General features: G+C 64.6%; 20 protein-coding genes. 11 read left to right on the forward strand and 9 right to left on the reverse strand.

What is annotated here, in order from left to right:
- Positions 1 to 110: 110 nt before the first annotated feature.
- Positions 111 to 1,298: a YncE family protein gene (locus SB771_RS30880; RefSeq protein ID WP_175662166.1), complete on the forward strand. Its 1,188-nt coding sequence runs from the start codon at positions 111 to 113 to the stop codon at positions 1,296 to 1,298.
- Between the two features lie 138 nt (positions 1,299 to 1,436).
- Here the strand turns inward: SB771_RS30880 and SB771_RS30885 are convergent, their stop codons facing one another.
- Entirely contained in the window at positions 1,437 to 1,571 is a 135-nt protein-coding gene (locus SB771_RS30885; protein ID WP_006750603.1) for a hypothetical protein, read from the reverse strand.
- A 387-nt stretch (positions 1,572 to 1,958) separates the two neighbouring features.
- On the opposite strand from SB771_RS30885, the gene SB771_RS30890 reads away from it, so the two are divergent.
- The 3 genes from SB771_RS30890 to ampC all read left to right on the forward strand — a co-directional run bounded on the left by SB771_RS30890 (position 1,959) and on the right by ampC (position 4,686).
- Positions 1,959 to 2,414 carry a hypothetical protein gene (locus SB771_RS30890; RefSeq protein ID WP_175662262.1) on the forward strand — a complete coding sequence of 152 codons (456 nt, stop codon included), beginning with the start codon at positions 1,959 to 1,961 and terminating at the stop codon, positions 2,412 to 2,414.
- Between the two features lie 104 nt (positions 2,415 to 2,518).
- Positions 2,519 to 3,331 (forward strand): alpha/beta fold hydrolase, encoded by an 813-nt coding sequence (locus SB771_RS30895; RefSeq protein ID WP_175662165.1) that lies wholly within the window; start codon positions 2,519 to 2,521, stop codon positions 3,329 to 3,331.
- A 185-nt stretch (positions 3,332 to 3,516) separates the two neighbouring features.
- Complete coding sequence (gene ampC, locus SB771_RS30900) at positions 3,517 to 4,686, forward strand: class C beta-lactamase (RefSeq protein WP_175662164.1); 1,170 nt, start codon at positions 3,517 to 3,519, stop codon at positions 4,684 to 4,686.
- A 36-nt stretch (positions 4,687 to 4,722) separates the two neighbouring features.
- Here ampC and shc read toward each other — a convergent pair whose 3' ends face one another.
- Entirely contained in the window at positions 4,723 to 6,771 is a 2,049-nt protein-coding gene (gene shc / locus SB771_RS30905) for a squalene--hopene cyclase (protein WP_175662163.1), read from the reverse strand.
- A 52-nt stretch (positions 6,772 to 6,823) separates the two neighbouring features.
- On the opposite strand from shc, the gene SB771_RS30910 reads away from it, so the two are divergent.
- The 3 genes from SB771_RS30910 to SB771_RS30920 all read left to right on the forward strand — a co-directional run bounded on the left by SB771_RS30910 (position 6,824) and on the right by SB771_RS30920 (position 8,224).
- Positions 6,824 to 7,534, forward strand: coding sequence for a TetR/AcrR family transcriptional regulator (locus SB771_RS30910; RefSeq protein WP_175662162.1), 711 nt, complete (start codon positions 6,824 to 6,826; stop codon positions 7,532 to 7,534).
- Between the two features lie 256 nt (positions 7,535 to 7,790).
- A complete protein-coding gene (locus tag SB771_RS30915) occupies positions 7,791 to 8,045 on the forward strand; it encodes a hypothetical protein (protein ID WP_175662161.1) in 255 nt (84 codons plus the stop codon).
- Between the two features lie 29 nt (positions 8,046 to 8,074).
- Positions 8,075 to 8,224: a hypothetical protein gene (locus SB771_RS30920; protein ID WP_244096864.1), complete on the forward strand. Its 150-nt coding sequence runs from the start codon at positions 8,075 to 8,077 to the stop codon at positions 8,222 to 8,224.
- Positions 8,225 to 8,334: 110 nt separating this feature from the next.
- Here the strand turns inward: SB771_RS30920 and SB771_RS30925 are convergent, their stop codons facing one another.
- Positions 8,335 to 9,276, reverse strand: a complete 942-nt coding sequence (locus SB771_RS30925) for a dihydrodipicolinate synthase family protein (RefSeq protein WP_105830193.1) — start codon at positions 9,274 to 9,276, stop codon at positions 8,335 to 8,337.
- A gap of 590 nt (positions 9,277 to 9,866) precedes the next feature.
- Here SB771_RS30925 and abaF point away from each other — a divergent pair.
- Entirely contained in the window at positions 9,867 to 11,246 is a 1,380-nt protein-coding gene (abaF, locus tag SB771_RS30930; protein ID WP_279607334.1) for a fosfomycin efflux MFS transporter AbaF, read from the forward strand.
- A gap of 202 nt (positions 11,247 to 11,448) precedes the next feature.
- Here the strand turns inward: abaF and SB771_RS30935 are convergent, their stop codons facing one another.
- The 4 genes from SB771_RS30935 to SB771_RS30950 all read right to left on the reverse strand — a co-directional run bounded on the left by SB771_RS30935 (position 11,449) and on the right by SB771_RS30950 (position 15,590).
- Positions 11,449 to 11,931 carry a hypothetical protein gene (locus SB771_RS30935; protein WP_244096863.1) on the reverse strand — a complete coding sequence of 161 codons (483 nt, stop codon included), beginning with the start codon at positions 11,929 to 11,931 and terminating at the stop codon, positions 11,449 to 11,451.
- A gap of 184 nt (positions 11,932 to 12,115) precedes the next feature.
- Positions 12,116 to 12,619 carry a hypothetical protein gene (locus tag SB771_RS30940; RefSeq protein WP_175705179.1) on the reverse strand — a complete coding sequence of 168 codons (504 nt, stop codon included), beginning with the start codon at positions 12,617 to 12,619 and terminating at the stop codon, positions 12,116 to 12,118.
- Between the two features lie 1,117 nt (positions 12,620 to 13,736).
- The gene (locus tag SB771_RS30945; RefSeq protein WP_175662159.1) at positions 13,737 to 14,600 is read right to left on the reverse strand and encodes a class I SAM-dependent methyltransferase; all 864 of its coding nucleotides are present in this window, start codon (positions 14,598 to 14,600) and stop codon (positions 13,737 to 13,739) included.
- 96 nt (positions 14,601 to 14,696) lie between these two features.
- The gene (locus SB771_RS30950; RefSeq protein ID WP_175662158.1) at positions 14,697 to 15,590 is read right to left on the reverse strand and encodes an NAD(P)/FAD-dependent oxidoreductase; all 894 of its coding nucleotides are present in this window, start codon (positions 15,588 to 15,590) and stop codon (positions 14,697 to 14,699) included.
- Between the two features lie 139 nt (positions 15,591 to 15,729).
- Between SB771_RS30950 and SB771_RS30955 the strand changes: the two genes are divergently transcribed.
- Complete coding sequence (locus tag SB771_RS30955; protein WP_165754289.1) at positions 15,730 to 16,365, forward strand: TetR/AcrR family transcriptional regulator; 636 nt, start codon at positions 15,730 to 15,732, stop codon at positions 16,363 to 16,365.
- A gap of 192 nt (positions 16,366 to 16,557) precedes the next feature.
- On the opposite strand, the gene SB771_RS30960 is transcribed toward SB771_RS30955, so the two are convergent.
- On the reverse strand, positions 16,558 to 16,851 hold the full coding sequence (locus tag SB771_RS30960; RefSeq protein ID WP_165754290.1) for a hypothetical protein: 294 nt from the start codon (positions 16,849 to 16,851) through the stop codon (positions 16,558 to 16,560).
- Between the two features lie 95 nt (positions 16,852 to 16,946).
- Between SB771_RS30960 and SB771_RS30965 the strand changes: the two genes are divergently transcribed.
- Both SB771_RS30965 and SB771_RS30970 read left to right on the forward strand, forming a co-directional pair.
- Positions 16,947 to 17,906, forward strand: a complete 960-nt coding sequence (locus tag SB771_RS30965) for a GlxA family transcriptional regulator (RefSeq protein ID WP_175662157.1) — start codon at positions 16,947 to 16,949, stop codon at positions 17,904 to 17,906.
- 78 nt (positions 17,907 to 17,984) lie between these two features.
- Complete coding sequence (locus SB771_RS30970) at positions 17,985 to 18,371, forward strand: MAPEG family protein (RefSeq protein ID WP_165754292.1); 387 nt, start codon at positions 17,985 to 17,987, stop codon at positions 18,369 to 18,371.
- Between the two features lie 29 nt (positions 18,372 to 18,400).
- On the opposite strand, the gene SB771_RS30975 is transcribed toward SB771_RS30970, so the two are convergent.
- Entirely contained in the window at positions 18,401 to 19,333 is a 933-nt protein-coding gene (locus tag SB771_RS30975) for a LysR family transcriptional regulator (RefSeq protein ID WP_175662156.1), read from the reverse strand.
- Positions 19,334 to 19,450 lie beyond the last annotated feature (117 nt).

Consider the following 19,450-nt stretch of genomic DNA (forward strand, 5'->3'; position numbering starts at 1 on the left):
CGACACACCGGTTTCGCGTGCTTTCGGGCATCATGCGATGGCATCGACCCGTCGAGCAGCAGGGTCGTGCGATTCCTTGCGTCCGCAACCGATCCGGAGAACCGTCCGTCATGCATTCGAATCCTTTTCGCCTTCGTCGCGCCCGTCTGCTCGCCGCGCTGACGCTTGCCACCACCGCCGTCGCCGCGCACGCGGCCGACTGGATCGTGTCCGGCAACGACGGCAAGTACCAGCGCGTCGAAGGCCGCGACACCTTTCTTGCATCGCCGCCCGCCGACACGCTGACGCTGCTCGATGCGAGCGTGTTCCCGCCGAAGGTCGCGCTGCAGGTCGACGTCGAGAACGGCATCCAGGGGCCGCCGCAGGCCGTCGCGATCACGCCCGACGCGAAACTCGCGCTGGTCGGCGCGCCGACGCGTTACGACACGAGCGCGAAGCAACTCGTGTACGACACGTTCCTGCAGGTCGTGAATCTCGATGCGTCGCCGGCGGCGATCACGCGCATCGAACTCGGCACGCACCCGCAGGGGATCGCGATCGACCGGTCGGGTCGCGTCGCGCTGGTGGCGAATGTCGACGGCAGCGTGTCGATCCTGCGGATCGACGGCACGCAGGTGACGCTCGACGGCAACCTGAAGATCGGCAAGAAGCGGCTCGCCGGGATCAGCTTCACGCACGACGGCAAGCATGCGCTCGTGTCGCTGCGCGACGAGCAGGGCGTCGCGGTGCTGAATGTCGACGACGGCAAGGTGACCGACAGCGGCGCGCGGCTGAGCACGGGCGTCGCGCCTTACACGATCGACGTGTCGAGCGACAATCACTGGGCCGTCGTCAGCAACGTCGGGCTCGCGGGGCTGCCGGGCTATACGGGCACGCTCGCGGGCGATGCCGATTCGGTCGCGCTGATCGACGTGTCGCGCACGCCGTTCCGCACGGTCCAGTACCTGAACGTGCCGTCGCTGCCGGAAGGCGTCGCGATCTCGCCGAACGGGAAGTGGATCGCCGTGCAGGCGATGGACGGCTCGAACCTCACGGCCGACAACCCGGGCCGCCACAAGCTCGGCAAGGTCGTGCTGTTCGAGATCCGCAACGGCCGTGCGGTGCAGACGAGTGAAGTGCCGGGCGGCGAAGCCGCGCAGGGCATCGTATTCACCGCCGACAGCCGGCACGTGATCGTGCAGTTCAACGTCGAGCGGCAGCTCGCGCTGTATGCGGTGGAAGGCGGCCAGTTGCGCGATACGGGCAAGCGGATCGCGCTGTCGGGCGGGCCGTCGTCGTTGCGGACGTTGCCGCGCTGATGTGTGGCGCGGGTGGGGCGGTTGCGGGGTCGCCGTTGGCGATGCGGATGGGGCTGGCTGGCTTGCGATGAGGGTGTGCGGGGAGGCGGCGCCGATGCTCGTGACGGGCCCGCCGCGCCTGCAACGAACCGGTGCTCGTTACGGACGCAGCAGATCGAACCCGCCGAACACGACCACGCCGCTGAGCGCAATCATCGCGACCGAATGCTGGCCGAAATAGAGAATCGCGGCCGCAAGCCACGTGGTCAGGCAGAAGGCGCCGATGCGGGCCATCGTGAATTCCTCAAAGTGGGTGATGAAGGGGATGCGCGCCGAAGCCGTCGCGTCGTCGTGTCGCTGCGGGCGCGGGGCTCGCGCGGCGACGGCGCCGGACGGCGTCGCGTGTCGCGCCCGATCGGGCGCGCGCCGGTGCGGGGGTAGCCCGCAAGTCTTGCCGAAAACAGCCGGCGATTTTACCAGCGCGGATGGCCGGTCATTCTGGCCCCTTCGCAGCAATCCGCAGCCTGCGCATGACAATGGCGCGCGGCGCTGGCTGCGCGGCCGCGCCGGCGCACCGCAGAAGGCGAGACTAAAGTTTTGTCCGACGAATACCGTAAACCGGTTGCAAGGTTTTCCCTGTTCACCGACGCGAGTCGCACACACTCATTACGGACCGACATGATGCAGATCGATCTCTCTTCCGCCACGCAGACCCCGCTCGCCACCACCAACGCGGCCGCCAACCCGTCCGGCACCGGCGCCGCACCGACCGCCACGGCGGCTGCGTCGTCGCCTGCAGGCAGCGCAACGAAGACGTCGGCGAGCGGCGCCGCGCCGTCCGGTGGCGCGGGCGAGACGCTGGGCGCGTCGGGATCGTCGGCTGACGATCCCGCGGTCGCGCAACTGAAACAGCTCATCGAGCGCTTGCAGAAACAACTCGCGCAACTGCAGCAGCAAATGGCGGCTGCCGCGCAGCGCGCGAAGGATGACCCGGCTGCCGCGGTCGAGCAGCAGACGCTGAGCGCGGAAGCGAGCACGATCTCGGCCGCGCTGTCGACGGCGATCGCGCAGCTCGCGCAGGCCCTCCAGAAGTCGGGGGGCTCGACGTCCGGCGGGCTCGTATCGACGCAGGCCTGACGGCACGGCGCCGCACAGCCCAGCACAGCACGCCGACGCATCGCGGCACGCCACACCGCGCATTACAATCGCAAGCTCGTCTCCCTCGAAAGGACGGCAGAACGATGAATGCGGAATTCGCCGACGACGACCTCGTCCGCTTCGACGCGCAAGGCGGCACGCCGCTGCCCGCGGCCGATGCCGAAGGATGGCTGGACCACGACGGCGCGCGCATCTGGCACGCGTCGTTCGGCGACGGCCCGCCGGTAGTGCTGCTGCACGGCGGCCTCGGCCACGGCGGCAACTGGGGCAACCAGGTGCCGGCGCTGCTCGCGGCCGGCTACCGCGCGATCGTGATCGACAGCCGCGGCCACGGCCGCAGCACGCGCGACGATCGCCCCTATTCGTACGAACGCATGGCCTCGGACGTGCTCGCGGTACTCGATGCGCTGCACATCGGACGCGCGCGCTTCGTCGGCTGGAGCGATGGCGCGTGCGTGTCGCTCGTGCTGGCCGCCCGCGCGCCGCAGCGCGCGGCGGGCGTGTTCTTCTTCGCGTGCAACATGGATCCGGGCGGCACGAAGGAGATGGTGCCGAGCCCGCTGATCGACCGCTGCTTCGCGCGGCACCGCAAGGACTACGCGCGACTGTCCGCGACGCCCGACCAGTTCGATGCGTTCGTCGCCGCCGTCAGCGAAATGATGCGCACGCAACCGAATTACAGCGCGGCCGACCTCGCTGCGATCGCGGTGCCGGTCGCGATCGTGCAGGGCGAGCACGACGAGTTCATCCGCGCCGAGCATGCGGCCTATCTCGCGCGCACGATTCCGGGCGCGACACTGACGATCCTGCCCGGCGTGAGCCACTTCGCGCCACTGCAGCGGCCGGCGCGTTTCAACGCCGCGATGCTGGCCTTTCTCGACCGCTTACCGGACTGACATCGGCATGGCCGGTGTATGCGTTGCATAAGATTTTCTTTAGGCTCGCGCAAAATATCATCGATTGTTGGATGGCGGCCGGTGGCGGATAGTCCTGCTTCGACCGGCCGGCTGCCACATTCTCCGCGCGGCGCGGCCGGACCTGTTGTCCACACAACCATCAGAAAATCGAAGGAACCGCAACCATGCGATTCAACGCGATACGCATCGCCGCGACCCTGTTCGTCGCCGCGTGCGCCGCCGTCACGGCCGGCCGCGCGGCCGCCGCCACGCCCGACGAGATTCACGACACCGTGACCCGCAACGTCGCGCCGCTGATGAAGCAGTTCGCCATTCCCGGCATGGCGATCGGTATCGTCGCCGACGGCAAGCCCTACGTGTTCGACTATGGCGTGATGTCGACGCAAACCGGCAAGCCGGTGACCGGCGACACGTTGTTCGAGATCGGCTCAGTCAGCAAGACGTTGACCGCGACGCTCGCGTCCGACGCGCAAGAGGGCGGCGAGCTGTCGCTGTCGGATCCGGCGGCCAAGTACCTGCCCGCGCTGCAGGGCAAGCCGTTCGGTGGCGTGACGCTGCTCGAACTCGGCACGCACACGCCGGGCGGGATGCCGCTGCAGGTGCCCGACAGCATCCGCGACGACGCGGACCTGATGCGCTATCTCGATGCGTGGCGGCCCGCGTACGCGCCGGGCACGCGCCGCACGTACTCGAACGTCGCGATCGGGATGCTTGGGCAACTCACCGCGAAGGCGATGAACCGCGACTTCGCGGCGTTGATGGAACAGCGGTTGTTCCCCGCGCTCGGGATGACGCATACCTACATCAACGTGCCCGCCGCGCGCCGGGGCGACTATGCGCAGGGCTATACGCAGGACGGCAAGCCGATCCGGATGACGGGCGGCATGCTGTGGCAGCCGGCGTACGGCGTCCGGACCACGGCGGCCGACCTGTTGCGCTTCGTGCAGGCGAACATGGGGCTGGTCGACACGGCGCCGCGTCTGCAGCGCGCGCTCGAGCGCACGCACACCGGCTATTTCCGTGCCGGGCCGTTCACGCAGGACCTGATCTGGGAACAGTATCCGTATCCGGTCGCGCTGCCGACGCTGCTCGAAGGCAACGGGCCGGCGATGCTCCACGACGCGACGCCCGCGACCGCACTCAAGCCGCCGCTCGCGCCGCGCCCGGACACGTGGATCAACAAGACCGGCTCGACCAACGGCTTCAGCACCTATGTCGCGTTCGTCCCCGCGAAGCGGATCGCGATCGTGATGCTCGCGAACCGCAGCTTCCCGATCGAGGATCGCGTGAAGACCGCGTACCGGATCGTCGAGTCGCTGAACGGCAAGCCGTAACGTGCGGCGTGCGCGTGCGCGTGCGCGTGCCGTCGCTCAGGCGAGCGCGGCGTCCGCGCCCGTGGACGCCGGCACCGCGTGCGCGCCCGCTGCCGACACGCCGCCAGCCAACCGCCGATAGCGCGCGAGCGCCCACAGCGGGAAGTACGCCGTGTAGCCGTGATACTTCAGATAGAAGATGCGCGGAAAGCCCGGCGCGTTGTGCGACCGGTGCCACCAGAAGCCGTCGTCCTGCTGTACGGTTTGCAGATACGCGATGCCGCGCCTGACCGATTCCGATTCGCCGTCGCCGAACGCCATCTGCGCGAGCAGCGCCCACGCGGTGCAGTTCGACGTGCTTTCGCCCGCATTGGTGCCGGCGAGCGCCGGGTCGATGTAGCTGTCGTTCGTTTCGCCCCAGCCGCCGTCGGCGTGCTGACGGGCGCGCAGCCACGCGAGCGCGCGGGCGATGTACGGCTGCGACGGGTCCTCGCCCGCGAGCGCGAGCCCGGCCAGCACGCTCCACGTGCCGTACAGGTAGTTCGTGCCCCAGCGGCCCCACCAGCTGCCGTCGGGTTGCTGCGTGCGCTTCACGTAGTCGATCGCGCGCGCGAGCGACGCGCGGTCGTCCGCGCGCTTCGTGACGCCGAAGCACAGCAGCACGCGGCCCGACACGTCCTCGGTCGGCGGATCGAGCAGCGCGCCGTGATCGGCGAACGGGATCGCGTTCAGGTACAGGCGGTCGCAGTCGGCGTCGAAGGCCGCGAAGCCGCCGTTGCGCGATTGCAGCCCGCGCATCCAGTCGAGCGCGCGCGCGACGCGTGCCGCATACGGATGCGAGCCGTCCGCGTTGCGATGCGTGCGGCCGCGGCGGTCGAGCATCGCGGTGACGACCGCGCTGTCGTCGATGTCGGGGTAGTACGGGTTCGCGTACTGGAACGCCCAGCCGCCCGGTTGCGTGTCGGCGGGCGCGTTCTCGATCCAGTCGCCGCGCAGGTCATTCACCTGGCGCTCGGCCAGCCAGTCGTACGCGCGCGCGATGCGTGCGTCGAGTTCGTCCAGTGCGCTCGCGGACGCGCCGGCTTCCGGCACGGCCACGCCGCGCGCCTGCTCGAGCGCCATCGTGCTCCACGCGGTGTCCCATACCGGCGACAGGCACGGCTGGCAGTACATGCTGCCGTCGGGCCGCGTGACCAGCAGCTTCTCCAGCGCGTTCTCGCAGTCGCGGCGCAGCGGATGATCGTCCGGGTAGCCGAGCACGTCCATCATCTGGTAGCTGTACACGATCGGCGGAAAGATCCCGCCGAGGCCGTCTTCGCCGTTCATGCGCTCCGCACACCATGCTTGCGCATGCCGGATCGCGCGCTGCCGCAGGCGTTTCGGCAGCAGCGGCTCGGCATGGCGCACCACGCGGTCGAGCGCGAGGAATGCGCGGCGCATCCCGCGCGCGGGCGGGAAGTACTGGCGTTCCTCGTCGGGCGGCGTGACGAACAGCTCGGGAATCGCGATGTTGCGCGGGTTGCGCGCACGCGCTTTCAGCGAGCACAGCACGAGCAGCGGCACCATCGTCGTGCGGGCCCAGTACGCGACCTTGTACATCGAGATCGGCACCCACTTCGGGAACAGCACGAATTCGATCGGCATGAACGGCGTCGCGCGCCACGGCACCTGGCCGAACGTCGCAAGCAGGATGCGCGTGAACACGTTCGAGCGTGCCGCGCCGCCGAGCTTGAGGATCGCGTCGCGCGCGCGGACCATGTGCGGCGCATGCTCGCTGTCGCCAGCGGCCTTCAGCGCGAAGTACGCCTTCACGCTGCACGACACGTCGGGATCGCCGTCGACGTACAGGTCCCACCCGCCGTGCGTGTCGAGCCGCTGGATCGCGCGCAGGTAGCGCGCCATCTTCTCCTGGCGCGCGTCGTCGATCTTGTCCATGAAATGCATCATCAGGATGTATTCCGCGGTGATCGTCGCGTCGGATTCGAGTTCGAAACACCAGCTGCCGTCAGGCTGCTGAAGGCGCATCAGCGCGTCGCGTCCACGGGCGATCGCGGTGTCGAGCGCGGACCAGGGGGAGGGGGCGGGTTTGTTCATGCGGCGGATCATACCATCCAGCCGGAATGTTTATATCGAGACCGCGGGTGCTACCATCGCCCCCATGAAAAAACGCCTCGAACCCGTTTCGCGCGCTACCGCCGTGCCTGTCGACACGGCCGGACCGGCCGACGCCCGGAGCGCGCCCGCGCCCACGCCCGCTGCCGGCGTGCGGCGGAAAAAGGCGCCGGAGCAGGTGCGCGCGCAGCTGCTGGAAGCCGCGTCGGACATCGCGACCGGTCAGGGCGTGGCCGCGCTGACGCTCGATGCGGTCGCCGAGCGTGCGGGCGTGACCAAAGGCGCGCTGCAGTATCACTTTGCGAACAAGCAGGGCCTGCTCGATGCGCTGTTCGGGCAGGCAACCGAACGCTTCGCGACGCAGATGGCCGCGCGCCGGGCGGCCGACTCGTACGGCGACGGCGCGGCGGCGCGTGCGTATCTGCATGCGGTGCTCGACACCGCGCAGCCGGCCGCGAGCACCGACGTGCTGCGCGTGCTGGTCGCGTCGATGATCACCGAGCAGGAGACGCGCGCGCGCTGGTCGGTGCCGATGCGCGAGTGGACGCGGCCGGACCCGGTGCCGCTCGAGCGGGCGGCGACGCTGATGATCTGCCGGCTGGCCGCCGACGGGCTGTGGATCTCGGAGCTGCTCGACAGCGTGGAGATTTCGGCCGAGCTGCGCGCGGAGATCGTCCGGCAACTGGACCGGATGAGCGCGGGCGAGCCGCCGGCGGGCACGGGCAAGCGTACGAGCGCGCGCGGCCGACGCGGCTGAGCGCGTTCAGCCGCTCAACTTCCCGACGAACTCGGCGATCCCGCCTGACGGTCGTCGTCGCCATGGACGTGGCACCGGCTGCGCAGCGCGACATAGATCCGACGATACGAACAGAACCCTCGCGCGTGCCGGCGATTTCCTGACACACGACGCGCGTACCGTGACGGGAAACGACGACGTGTCGAGCGAGAAGCCCATGCGGCGACACGCCGACGACGCCAGGCCGGATGCCGTGTTGCGGGGGAGTGTCAATCACATGCTGACAAGAGACTACGTGGAGCGCGAGCTGTCTCATATCGAGAGAATGGTCGCGCTGCTCGAAAGCGATGCGGATACCGGCGCGGCGGCGATGCCGTACGCGATGCGCGTGAGTCGTCCGGGCTACTGGCGCGCACGGATCGAGGTGCTGCTCGCGATTCCCGGCATGCCGCGCCACGTGATGAAACTCGGCAATGTGTTGCTCGCGAAGATCGACGGGATCGAGTCGCGGCGGGGGACGGTGAAGCCCTGACTGTGCGGGTGCGCGCAGCGCATGTCGCGATGGGGCTCGGCTGGCGTTTCGGCGATGGGTTCAGCCTGATTGCGGTGCCGGAGTTCGCCGCGGCCGGTGCGTTGTATGCGATTGGCCGTTGCAGAACGGAGATCACCGAACACCAGCGCGCGAGCGGGGCGGCCGTGCAGCAGCACTGATTCGGCAGGCGCCTGTCGAGTGTGCGCGGATAAAGGAAAAGCCACGGATCGCTCCGTGGCTTTTTCCTTTCTCATGCAGGCGGCCGGGTCACGGCCGCGTATCGCACGGCTTACGCGATGGTCTTCGACCAGTTCGCGTACCAGTTGCGGAACAGCGTGTACTGCGCTTCCGCGTAGTTGCGTTGCGCGTCGCTCAGCGCATCGGTTTCGTTGAAGTGCAGCGTGTATTCCTTGTCGCCGTTCAGCACCATCAGGTGCTTGTAGAACAGCACGAGGTCGCAGCCTTCGTCGAACGACGACAGCACGGCCAGCGCCGCTTCGAGTTCCTTCGCACGCACGCGCGCCACCGCATCGCCTTGCGCGGCCTTCTTGCACAGGTCGACCAGTTGCAGCACTTCGCGCGGCAGCGCGTTGCCGATGCCGGTGATCGCACCTGCCGCGCCGCAGTTCACGAAGCCGTGGAACACCTGCGTGTCGACGCCGGCCATCAGCGTCACGCTGTCATCCTGCGACGTGATGTTTTCGGCTGCATAGCGCATGTCGGCGGCGCCGCCGAATTCCTTGAAGCCGATCAGGTTCGGGTGCTGACGACGCAGTTCGAAGAACAGGTCGGCGCGGGTCGCGAAGCCGTAGTACGGGCTGTTGTAGATCACGGCCGGCAGCTTCGGCGCTGCGTTCAGGATCGCGGCGAAGTGGGCCTTCTGTGCGGCCGGCGACGCGCCGCGCGACAGCACGCGCGGGATCACCATCAGGCCGTGCGCGCCGACCTTCGCCGCATGCGCGGCGTGCGACACGGCTTCCTTCGAGTTCACCGCGCCGGTGCCGACGATCGTCGGCACGCCGGCTTCGACCAGGCGCGCGACACCTTCCTGGCGCTGCGCTTCGGTCAGCAGCGGCCAGTCGCCCATCGAGCCGCAGTACACCACCGCGCGCATGCCGAGTGCCACCAGCTCCTTGCCCTTCTTTACCAGCGCGTCGAAATCCGGCTGACGATCAGCGGTGCACGGAGTCATCAGGGCCGGAATGGTGCCGGTAAAAATGTTGTCGCTCATCTCGTTTCCTCACATTCAGATAGGGTCAATTGCCAGTGCTGGCAACCTGGGCCGTACGCGCGCTCGCCGTCTCGTCGGTGCTTCACGTCACCCGGACGGCGGCCGGCCGCCTCTTGTTTGCCTCGGTGCCGAAACGTTGCCTCCGGTTTCGACCGAGAGTCAGCCATCGACGAGTGCATTCTAGCCAGTCCGCATATTTTATACAATATAAAATAAAAAGGGCGTGACACGGGGCGTCGTTTCGCGGTGTCGGGGAAGTTGAGAACCGCGTCGCGGCGGCCTTCGGCGGGGAGGGCGGCCGCACTCGACAAAGCTGGTCGACGCCGCGTTCCGGCTCCGCCTGATGGCTTGGCAGCCCGACTGGCGCCCCGCAAGCTTATCCTCGCCGCCCTTTCCTCCGACCAAAAACATCCGTCTCGCAGGCTTCCATCCCGGTCGGCGTACCACGCGCCCGCCGTGTCGCATTTCTGCCGAAAGCATTTTTGAGATTGCGTGGATTGTGTATTGGATATTGTATAAAATCTTTCGGCGCGCTTACTCGCGAGCCGCCCCGTCACGGGAAATGGACGACAACGAGAGGAGATACGGAGATGACAAGTCAGGTCGGCGAGGCAGTCTCGCCCGGTAGTGCAGCAGCCGTGCAGGACACGGCGTCGAAACGGGAATTGAAGCGGGTCGTCGCGGCGTCGATGGTCGGATCGGTGGCGGAGTGGTACGAGTTCTTCCTGTATGGAACGGCGTCGGCGCTGGTGTTCGGCACGCACTTCTTCAAGAAGACGGGCAACCCGATCGACGGCCTGCTCGCCGCGTTCGCGCTGTATGCGGTGGGGTTCGCCGCGCGGCCGATCGGCGGGCTGGTGTTCGGCTACTACGGCGACAAGTTCGGCCGCAAATACCTGCTGCAGGTCAGCCTGATCGTGGTCGGCATCACGACCTTCCTGATGGGCTGCCTGCCGACCTTCGATGCGATCGGCTACTGGGCGCCGGTGCTGCTGGTGTCGCTGCGGCTGATTCAGGGCTTCGCGTTCGGCGGCGAGTGGGGCGGCGCGATCCTGCTGGTCAGCGAACACAGCCCGGACAACCGCCGCGGCTACTGGGCCAGCTGGCCGCAAGCCGGCGTGCCGGCCGGCAACCTCGTCGCGACCATCATCCTGCTGGTGCTGTCGAGTTCGCTGTCCGAGGCCGACTTCCTGTCGTGGGGCTGGCGCGCGGCGTTCTGGTTCTCGGCGGTGGTCGTGCTGATCGGCTTCTGGATTCGTCGCAAGGTCGACGATGCGCCGATCTTCAAGGAAGCGCAGGCGCGCCGCGCGCAGAAGCAGGAAAAGCAGCTTGGCGTGGTGCACGTGCTGAAGTATCACTGGCGGCAGGTGCTGATCGGTATCGGCGCGCGGTTCGCCGAGAACATCCTGTACTACATGGTCGTCACGTTCTCGCTGACCTACCTGAAGCTGGTGGTCGGGGCCGACACCACGCGGATCCTGAAGCTGATGTTCGCGGCCAACGCGATCCACTTCTTCTTCATTCCGCTGATGGGGCTGCTATCGGACTTCGTCGGCCGCAAGCCTGTGTACCTGACGGGCGCGGTGCTGACCGCCGGCTGGGGCTTCGTCGCGTTCCCGATGATGGATACCGGCAACGACTGGATCATCATGGCCGCGATCGTGCTCGGTCTGTTCATCGAATCGATGACGTACTCGCCGTATTCGGCGCTGATGACCGAGATGTTCCCGACCAACGTGCGCTATACCGCGCTGTCGCTGTGCTACCAGGTCGCGCCGCTGATGGCCGGCTCGCTCGCGCCGCTGATCGGGCTGTCGCTGCTCGAGCGCTATCACTCGTCGACGCCGATCGCGCTGTATCTGGTTGCCGCGGCCGTGATCTCGATCGTGTGCGTGGGCCTTGCGAAGGAAACGCGCGGCAAGTCGCTGCGCGATGTCGATGCGGAGGCGAGTCGGCGCACGCGTGCGTGATGCGGGGGTGATGGCGTGATCGCTGATGGGAAGCCACCCGGGAGGGTGGCTTTTTTGTTTGGTATCGCGGGGTTCTCGGGAGCGTTGGGGAGGCGTTCGGCTGCGGATTCAACCCGCGATTTGCTCAGACACTCAGACGGCGGCTTCACATCGAATTTCGCTCTCGTTACGAAAGCACCAAAGCTTCGTCGGAAGGAAGCGGTCATTGACGCTCACTTACCGTGACCGGGACGATTTTTTCTAGTCTGTCCAGCAACAGTTCCTTTTGCTGCTCCGGGAGCTTGACCAGGCTGGGATACATGTTAATCAAGGCCAGCCGTTGCGATGCCGACTTGGATGGCAGCAGCATGAGCAACCCCGCTCTCTCACGGTCGGACAGCGATGACAGATGTGGTAGGGCACTGAGTTGCACCATCGTGGCAGAGCCTGTCGACGGCACGGGAGGTTCGTCCACCACTCCCAACGGTGCCGATTTTTCCCCTCCTGGCGGCGTGCCTTGCGCCGCCAATGGGGCCAATCCCGACGAAGCTTGCTGCGGGGCTGCCGTTGATGGTGGAGCGGAATCCCCTCCGCTGCATCCGGTGATCAGCAGACTAAACAGCAGCATCGACCGAGCGTGCAAAAAATAGCGCGCTGCATGTGGGACATGCCACGCGCGGCAACCAAGGTGAACATCGTGTTGCATGACCAAGCATCCGATGATTCATGAAAAAGTGGGCGTGGCACCGTATGAAATGACGGTACCAGCCGTCACCGATTGCAGACGTGCCAGCGGATGCTGGCACGCCCATCCCTATGGCTTAGGGCGTTCTCGCTAATGCCGGGGTCTTCCCGTTCAGTGGAATGTGCCGAAGCCTGTGCCACGTCAATCAAGGACCCACGAGGCTGAAATAAGGCCCGCTGAAGCCCGCGAAGGTGATCGTATAGACGAAATTCGCGAGGGTGGGGCCCGCGGTAAGCTGCTTGGTCCAGTTCCCGTTGGGGCAGCTGGCATTGGCGAGTAACTGCTGGGACGTCGGCGCCACCACGCCGAGCGGCGGCACGACGATTTGCCCGTTCTTGGACGCGATCAGCTTTCCCGCCGAAGCAGCATCCGTGACCTGCGTCTTCACGTCAACGACCTGACCGCCATGGTTTCTGCACTGAACGGTGCCCGAGTAAGTCGCCGACAGGTTCGCTGTCGCATTCGTGTGGCCGATCCCCCCGATGGTAGCCCCGGTACAACTGACATCCAGAGTGGATTGATCTACGGTGCATACCGGCGCGGCAGTTGCAAAATGTGCTCCACTGGGCCCATCGGCGGCATTGGTTTCGGCCCATGCCGCGGGAGCGACCAGCACCGCTGTCAATGCAATCAAAGCTAGATTCTTCATGCTTGTTCTCCAAGAAGCTATTGATAAATAACCGGCTTGCTAATTGCCTTTTTTCTCCTTTCATCAGATTAAGGAAGCACCGATCAATCACCTTTTTGTCGGTGAGTGTTTCGATACAATCCCGCAATCAAATATCTTGATATAAAATACGCGCCGAGAATGTTTTCACGAAAATGAGCCGAATTGGTCTCTTTCCTGACTCGCTTTACGCACTCAGGACCGGACCTCCCTCTTAATAGGTCAACAACCGCGCGGTGCTCATCGCCAGATCTTTGTAGCGCGCCTTACCGCGGCCTGACCGATCGTTGACCACACGAAAAGGATGCTCGCCCCCGCCTGGATCTCGCCTTGCTTTGTTCCGCAATAGTCAGCAGACACGTCAAAGCCATGGCGAAAATCGCGCTTCATATTAATAATATTCACTTCGGAATTTTATTGGCGTTGCCAATCAACGATTAGAAAGTATAGAAAAATAAAGGTAATGAACTAGAAATTTCTTTTTTGCTTGGCGAAGTTTCGCGCTCCATCTTGGCGCATAACTCACGTGCAACCCGATCTATACTTTGAAGATTTGCAGCACTGCAGGTCGGCATTCACTTATTATTAATAAAAGAACGACAAAGCGTATATTTTCACAATTATCGAAGCTGCGAATAAGTTCGCGTTTGAGTTGCACGTAATACGCGCTATGCCGACGATGCAGTCGCAGAGGTGCCATTGTCTCGCAAGACGCGTCGGAAGACGGCTTCGGGTCGAGGCTGTGTGAAAACGCAGGCTGGCCGCGTTGCTCCAGGAATTCGCCCCCTTCAGATCGCGCTGTATAGGCTTGGCGGCGGTTCGGGAAGGGTAAAGCGACACCCGAAAACCGGCTGGTTTCGCGTTTTCACACAGCCTCGGTAACGGCCGATTCTCGAAAGGGTAAGCGTAGGTCGTGGCGTAGGTTTGCGCGCCGAGCCTCGTCAGATAAGGTGCAGGTACTGCTGCATCATCATTGGAGTGACGGTTGCAGGTGCTGCTGTGGGTTGCGTCTCATGTTCATCGGCCAGAAGGGACATCAATCTGAGCGGCCAAAGACGCGCAGCTCCACCGAGCAGGGCGTCTCCCTTGTTAATCCCTGTCAGCTTGCCGGATTGCGTGCCATGACGATCCACGCCGCGCCGTCGATCATCACTGACCGCTCGCCGGCGAGGCCCGCGAAGGCGGCACGAACCGCGGCCGACGCGCGGGCGCGGATGTCGTCGGGCTGATCAGCGAGCGCACGCGACAGTGGGCCGACCTCGAGTGTCATCTTCACCGCGTCGTCGATCGCAGCGTCCCGCGTTTCGCCCTCGCCGAATCGGACGGCCGCGTCGAAGGGCGAGATAGCGATATCGGTAAAGCCGGCCGTCGTCAGGATGCGTGCCACGCGCTCCCGGTCGCCGAACGAAAACGGGCCGGGCGCTTCGGGATCGGGCAGCGCACTCGGCGGGAGGATGCCCTTGAGCGCGCCCACCGGCAGGCGCATCCAATCGTTCTCAGCCGCACCGCGCCAGCAGACGAAAGCGACCCGCCCGCCCGGCCGCAGCGCGCGTCGCATATGGGCGAACGCCGCTGTCGGATCGTCGAAGAACATCACCCCGAAACGCGAGAACAGGATGTCGAACGCGCCCTCGGGCAGCTCGGCGCTGCTGGCGTCGGCCACCTGGAACAGGGCCGGCGTATCCTGTGGCGCAAGTGCGCGCGCTCGGCCGATCAGCGGTTCGGATATGTCCACGCCCAGCACTTGGCCCCCCGGGCCGACGCGGGCGGCCAGAGCCAGAGTCGACGCGCCCGCGCCGCAGCCGATGTCTAGCACGCGCTCGCCCGTCGCGGGCGCGGCGGCTTCGATCGCGGCCTGGCCGAACACCGCCACCAGAGCGTCGAGCCGGGCCTGATTGGCGACCCAGCGCTCCCCGCTTTGACCATTCCAGTCACCCACCTGATCCGCACGTTGCTTTGCCATGTCATCTCCTTGGCTCGACGATCCACCCTTCGCCGCATCGATCTACGCCAACCTTTTCGAAGGCGGCGACGCAACAAGAGAAGGGAATCCGTGCTCTCAAACCACCATCGACTGCTGGGCGAAGATGCCCGCCATCGCGCCCTGCGAGGATGCCTGGGTAACCGATGGCAAGAAGGGCGTGGCGAGGTCGCCAGTGGCGTAGATGCCGGGCATGCTGGTTTGGCGGCGCTCGTCGACCTTGAGAACGATGCCGGTGGGCGTATCCACCGTGGCGAGGCTCAGTGATTCATGCAGGCTTGCCGACGGCTTGTTGCGCGGATTGGCGAACAGGACGTCGACCGCCACGTTGCGACCGGTATCGAGATTGACGGTGACGATATGGCCCTCGTGATGGGCGATCTCGACGATCCGGCCATCGACGACAGGTATCTTGCGGCGCGCCAGATCGGCCTGGATATCGGGTGGAATGTCGTGACCATCGGAGAAGACAGTCAACTTGTCGGTCCAATCGTGGAACAGCCTGACAGACTGGTGCGACTGCGGGCCGGACCAAACGAGGCCCCAATGCTGGCCGGCGACTTCAAAGCCGTCGCAATAGGGGCAGGGCACGATGGACGTGCCCCAGCTTTCGGCAAAGCCCGGAACATCAGGCATCTGGTCGGCGACGCCATAGCTCAGGATCAGGCGGCGCGCCTTTAGGCTTTCGTTGTCGTCAGTGACGATGCAGAAATCGTCGATGGCGCCAGACACGCTCTCCGCCCGGGCATTGACCATCGTGATCGTTGGATAGCGCGCCAGCTGCTGCCGCGCCTCGAGCAGGATGTCCAGCGGCGGCTTGTGATCGTGGCCGAGCAGGCCATGCGAGTGGCTGGCAAAGCGGTTGCGCGGACGGCCGGTGTCAAGAACGGTGACGTTGCGGCGGGCACGGCCGAGCTGCAGGGCGGCGGCGAGGCCGGCAAAGCTGCCGCCGATGATGATGACGTCATTCATGGTGATGGGCTCCGTGTTGTGGATGGAGGGGGCTGGGGGGAAACCTATTCGGAGGACGCCACCCATTGGCTTGCACATTTCAGGTACTACGTGGTATCGTAATTATATTATTGAGATACTGTCAAGTACCGGAATTATCGTGACCGAAAATAAACAGGCCCGGCGTGGCCGGCCCGCCAATGAGGCGCTTGCCCAAACGATCGTCGACGCCGCGGGCGAACTATTTGTGGAATTGGGTTTTCAAGCGACGACGTTGGACAAGGTCGCCCAGCGGGCGAAGATATCCAAGCTCAGCATCTATCGGCACTTCGAGAACAAGGAGGCGCTGTTCAGCGCGGCAATCGCGGCCGGCTGCCATCAGCTGTTTGCACCACAGGCCCTTCTTGAAGGCGTCGACGGTTCGGTCGAAGATCAGCTCATGGCGGTGGGATCATCACTGCTGCGCACGCTGTTGAGATCAGATGTTCGCAGTGTCGAAGCCATGGTCATGGCCGACAAGACGAATCAAAACTCGTTAAGCAAGCTCCATTACGAAGCTGGCCCCGCCCATGTCATCGCTCAAATTGAGGCCCTGTTGCGTCAATTGCATGCGAAGGCGCTTCTGAACGTGCCCGATCCCCTCCGGTCCGCCCGCTTGTTTGCCGCGCTTTTCAAAGGATCCGATCTTCTGATGGTCGCACGCTTCGATCAGGCGAGAGCAGCGGACGACAACGAAATCGAATCCTATTGCCGGTCGGCCGTTGCCATGTTCATCGCCGCGCACGGTGGCATCTAGCTAAAGGCGCGCGGTATGTCTTGGGCGCCGGTTGCTCTAGCTTTTGTTGACCAACTTAAAGTCGCTGGAGGCGGCGGTGCCTAGAAACCGGCCTCACTCTGTTGTCGGCTTCATAGTCAGCGCGCTTCCCCTCGCTTCAAAGCATCCGGTGCGCCGTCAACAACTTGCAGCATCATTGACGGCGCTATTCGCTTATTTACCCTGAAGCAGCATACCGAGGGGTTTGAGCGGGCCGACCCGCAGGAACTCGAAGTCGAGGAAGCCGCCAGCCGCGAGGGGCATTGCACCCACGATCGCCTTGGCTTCATCGACAGATTCGACGCTCATCAGGAAGACCACGCCCGGATGTTCGTCGATAAAGTAAAACTGCTCGATTTTCCCTTCGAGGTAGAGCTTAAGTGTGTGCGGGACTTCCTTCGGCATGATCTGTTGCCGAACGTCGTCCGTGATGGGTTTCACGCCCTTTCCGATTGCAAAAACTTTCATCTGTCGTCTCCTTGGTGAATCGACGAGGCAGAGTCTAGTCCCCGCACTCGAAAGAAGGTACAGTCGTAAATGCCAACTTTGGGGTCGTTTACGCCATGCGAATCACGCTGATTGCTCTCGATGGTGTGTTTGACACCGGGTACACGGCGATGCTCGATGCGCTCAGGATGGCGAACAGTTTCGCGGCCCGTGAAGGCAGGCAACTTCCGTTTGAAATAAGCGTCGTGGGGGTGCGCAAGAAGGTGCGGACCAATGGCGGGCTCCTTATTCCCGTGCAGCCCATAACGCCGGCATTGATGCCGGACTGGGTGATTCTTCCTGCCCTGGCGACTTCGACACCGGAGCTTCTGATTCCGGCGCTCGAGCGGGCTGACGTAAAGCAGGCGGTTGTGGAGCTCCGGAGGTGGCATGAGCAGGGAGCCAACCTCGCCACTTCGTGTATCGGGGCGTTCGTGTTGGCCGAAACCGGTCTTCTCGATGATCGCGAGGCGACGACGACCTGGTGGCTTGCGCCGCTGTTCCGGCAACGCTTCCCCAAGGTGCAGCTCGAAGAGTCGCGAATGCTGGTGCCGACCGATATCGGCGTAACAGCCGGCGCGGCGATGGGGCATCTCGACCTTGCGCTTTGGCTGATTCGCAAGGCGAGTCCGGAGTTGGCCGTGGTGGTCTCGCGATACCTGCTCGCCGACCTGCGTTCGTCGCAGGCGCAATACATTATCCCGAACCATCTGGCGCAGGCCGATCCCCTCGTCCTGCGTTTCGAGCGCTGGGCAAGGGATCATCTGAAAGATGGATTCTCCCTGCCGGATGCCGCTTCCGCGGTAGGGACCAGCACGCGCTCATTGCAGCGGCGATGCCAAGCGATACTGGGAAAATCGCCGCTGTCCTATTTTCAGGACTTGCGCGTGGAGCACGCCCAAGCGCTGCTCCATGGCGGCATGGACCTGGAAGCCGCGGCCGCTCAGGTAGGCTATATCGACGGGGCGACGTTGGGTGCGCTCCTGCGCCAGAGGACCGGGCGCGGTGTGCGCGACCTTCGTGCCGATCTGCGCTGATGGTTTGGCTAAAGATCGGTGTAGCTTTACCCCACCAAACCGGCGTTCGTTGATGCTCTGCCAAGGAGGTGCGCTCGAATGAACAACGTTGCTCTCGCATGCGTGGTGGTTCTAGGGCTGCTCCTGTTCGGCCTCGGATTGTCGATCTCGGCGATGCGTTTCCGTGAAGGCATCGCGTCGGGCTGCAAGCCGGACCCCGCGAACCTGCTGCACAAGCTCGTCCGGGCTCATGCCAACACGGCCGAATACGCGCCGTTCCTCGCGCTACTGTTTCTCTATCTTGGTGCGCGATCGCCTTCGACGGCGACAGTGTCGCTGATGGTCGCGGCGACCGTGTGCCGCTGCTTGCTCGTCATCGGACTGATCGCATGGCCGACGATGGCAAGGTTCAACCCGTTGCGGTTCGTCGGCGCACTGGGTACCTACCTGACCGGTGTGGCGCTATGTGTGTCGCTGCTGCTTTGAGATGCGACTGACGACGAGATCGTGGGTGCTTAACGCGCGCCGCCGCGCTCGTTCTTGCCCATCAACTCCACAACGAAGTCAAGAAACGCCCGCATCTTTGCCGGCAGGTGATGCCGGGACGGGTAGTACGCGTATAGCGGAAATCGCTCGTCTGCCCATTCGGGAAACAGATTGATCAATAGGCCGTTCGCGATCAGGGGCTCGGCACCGAGCAGCAACATCTGCGCGATTCCGGAACCAGCTAGGCATGCGTTCAGCAAGGCGCCCGGATCGTTGACAGTGAGGCGTCCCCGGGTGTCCACCACAACGCGTTTCCGTCGGCGATGGAATTCCCACGCGAACGGCTTGCCTGTCTCCGGGTTGCGAAATTCAATGCATCGGTGGCTTCGGCTTTCAAGGTCCTCGGGTTTTGCCGGCCGTCCCCGGCGAGCGATATACGCGGGCGACGCGACCGTAACAATGCCGGTATCGAGCAACTTTCTCGCGATCAGCGTAGAGGCTCGGGGCTCGCCGAATCGCACGGCGATGTCGAAGCCGTCCATGACGAGGTCGCCAAGACTGTCTCGCGCGATGAGCTCGATTTCGAGTTCCGGGTGCGCGTCCATGAACGCATCGAGTTGCGGCCCAAGAATGGTCCGGTAGACGACAGGATCCAGATTGACTCTCAGCTTTCCACGCACTGCGGAGGCGCTACCTGCCGCAGCCGCAGCTGCTTCCTCCAGCCCGGCGAGATGGGGCATGACCTGCTCGTAAAAGCGGCGGCCCTCTTCAGTCAGCGAGACGGAGCGCGTCGTTCGGTTGAAGAGCCGGATGTTGAGCTTTTTTTCCAGCCGCGCAATCGCGCGACTGACGCCCGGTGGCGTCATTCCTATGACTTCCGAAGCGGCCGCGAACGTCCCCATGTCCACCACGGCGGCGAACACGCTGATGCTGCCGGACAGCTTCTCGCTACTGGATCTCATGGTTGCTCGACTGAATGCGGGTGGTGGATCGCGACCGACAAACCCGAAGGCCAACGCGCCAAAACTGCGCCGTGCAGCAGCGCAGGATAACGCCGCTGATCATGCCGCATTGATGAC

Origin of the sequence: Burkholderia sp. SIMBA_051 (assembly GCF_046534915.1) — a bacterium.
Lineage (GTDB): Bacteria > Pseudomonadota > Gammaproteobacteria > Burkholderiales > Burkholderiaceae > Burkholderia > Burkholderia ambifaria.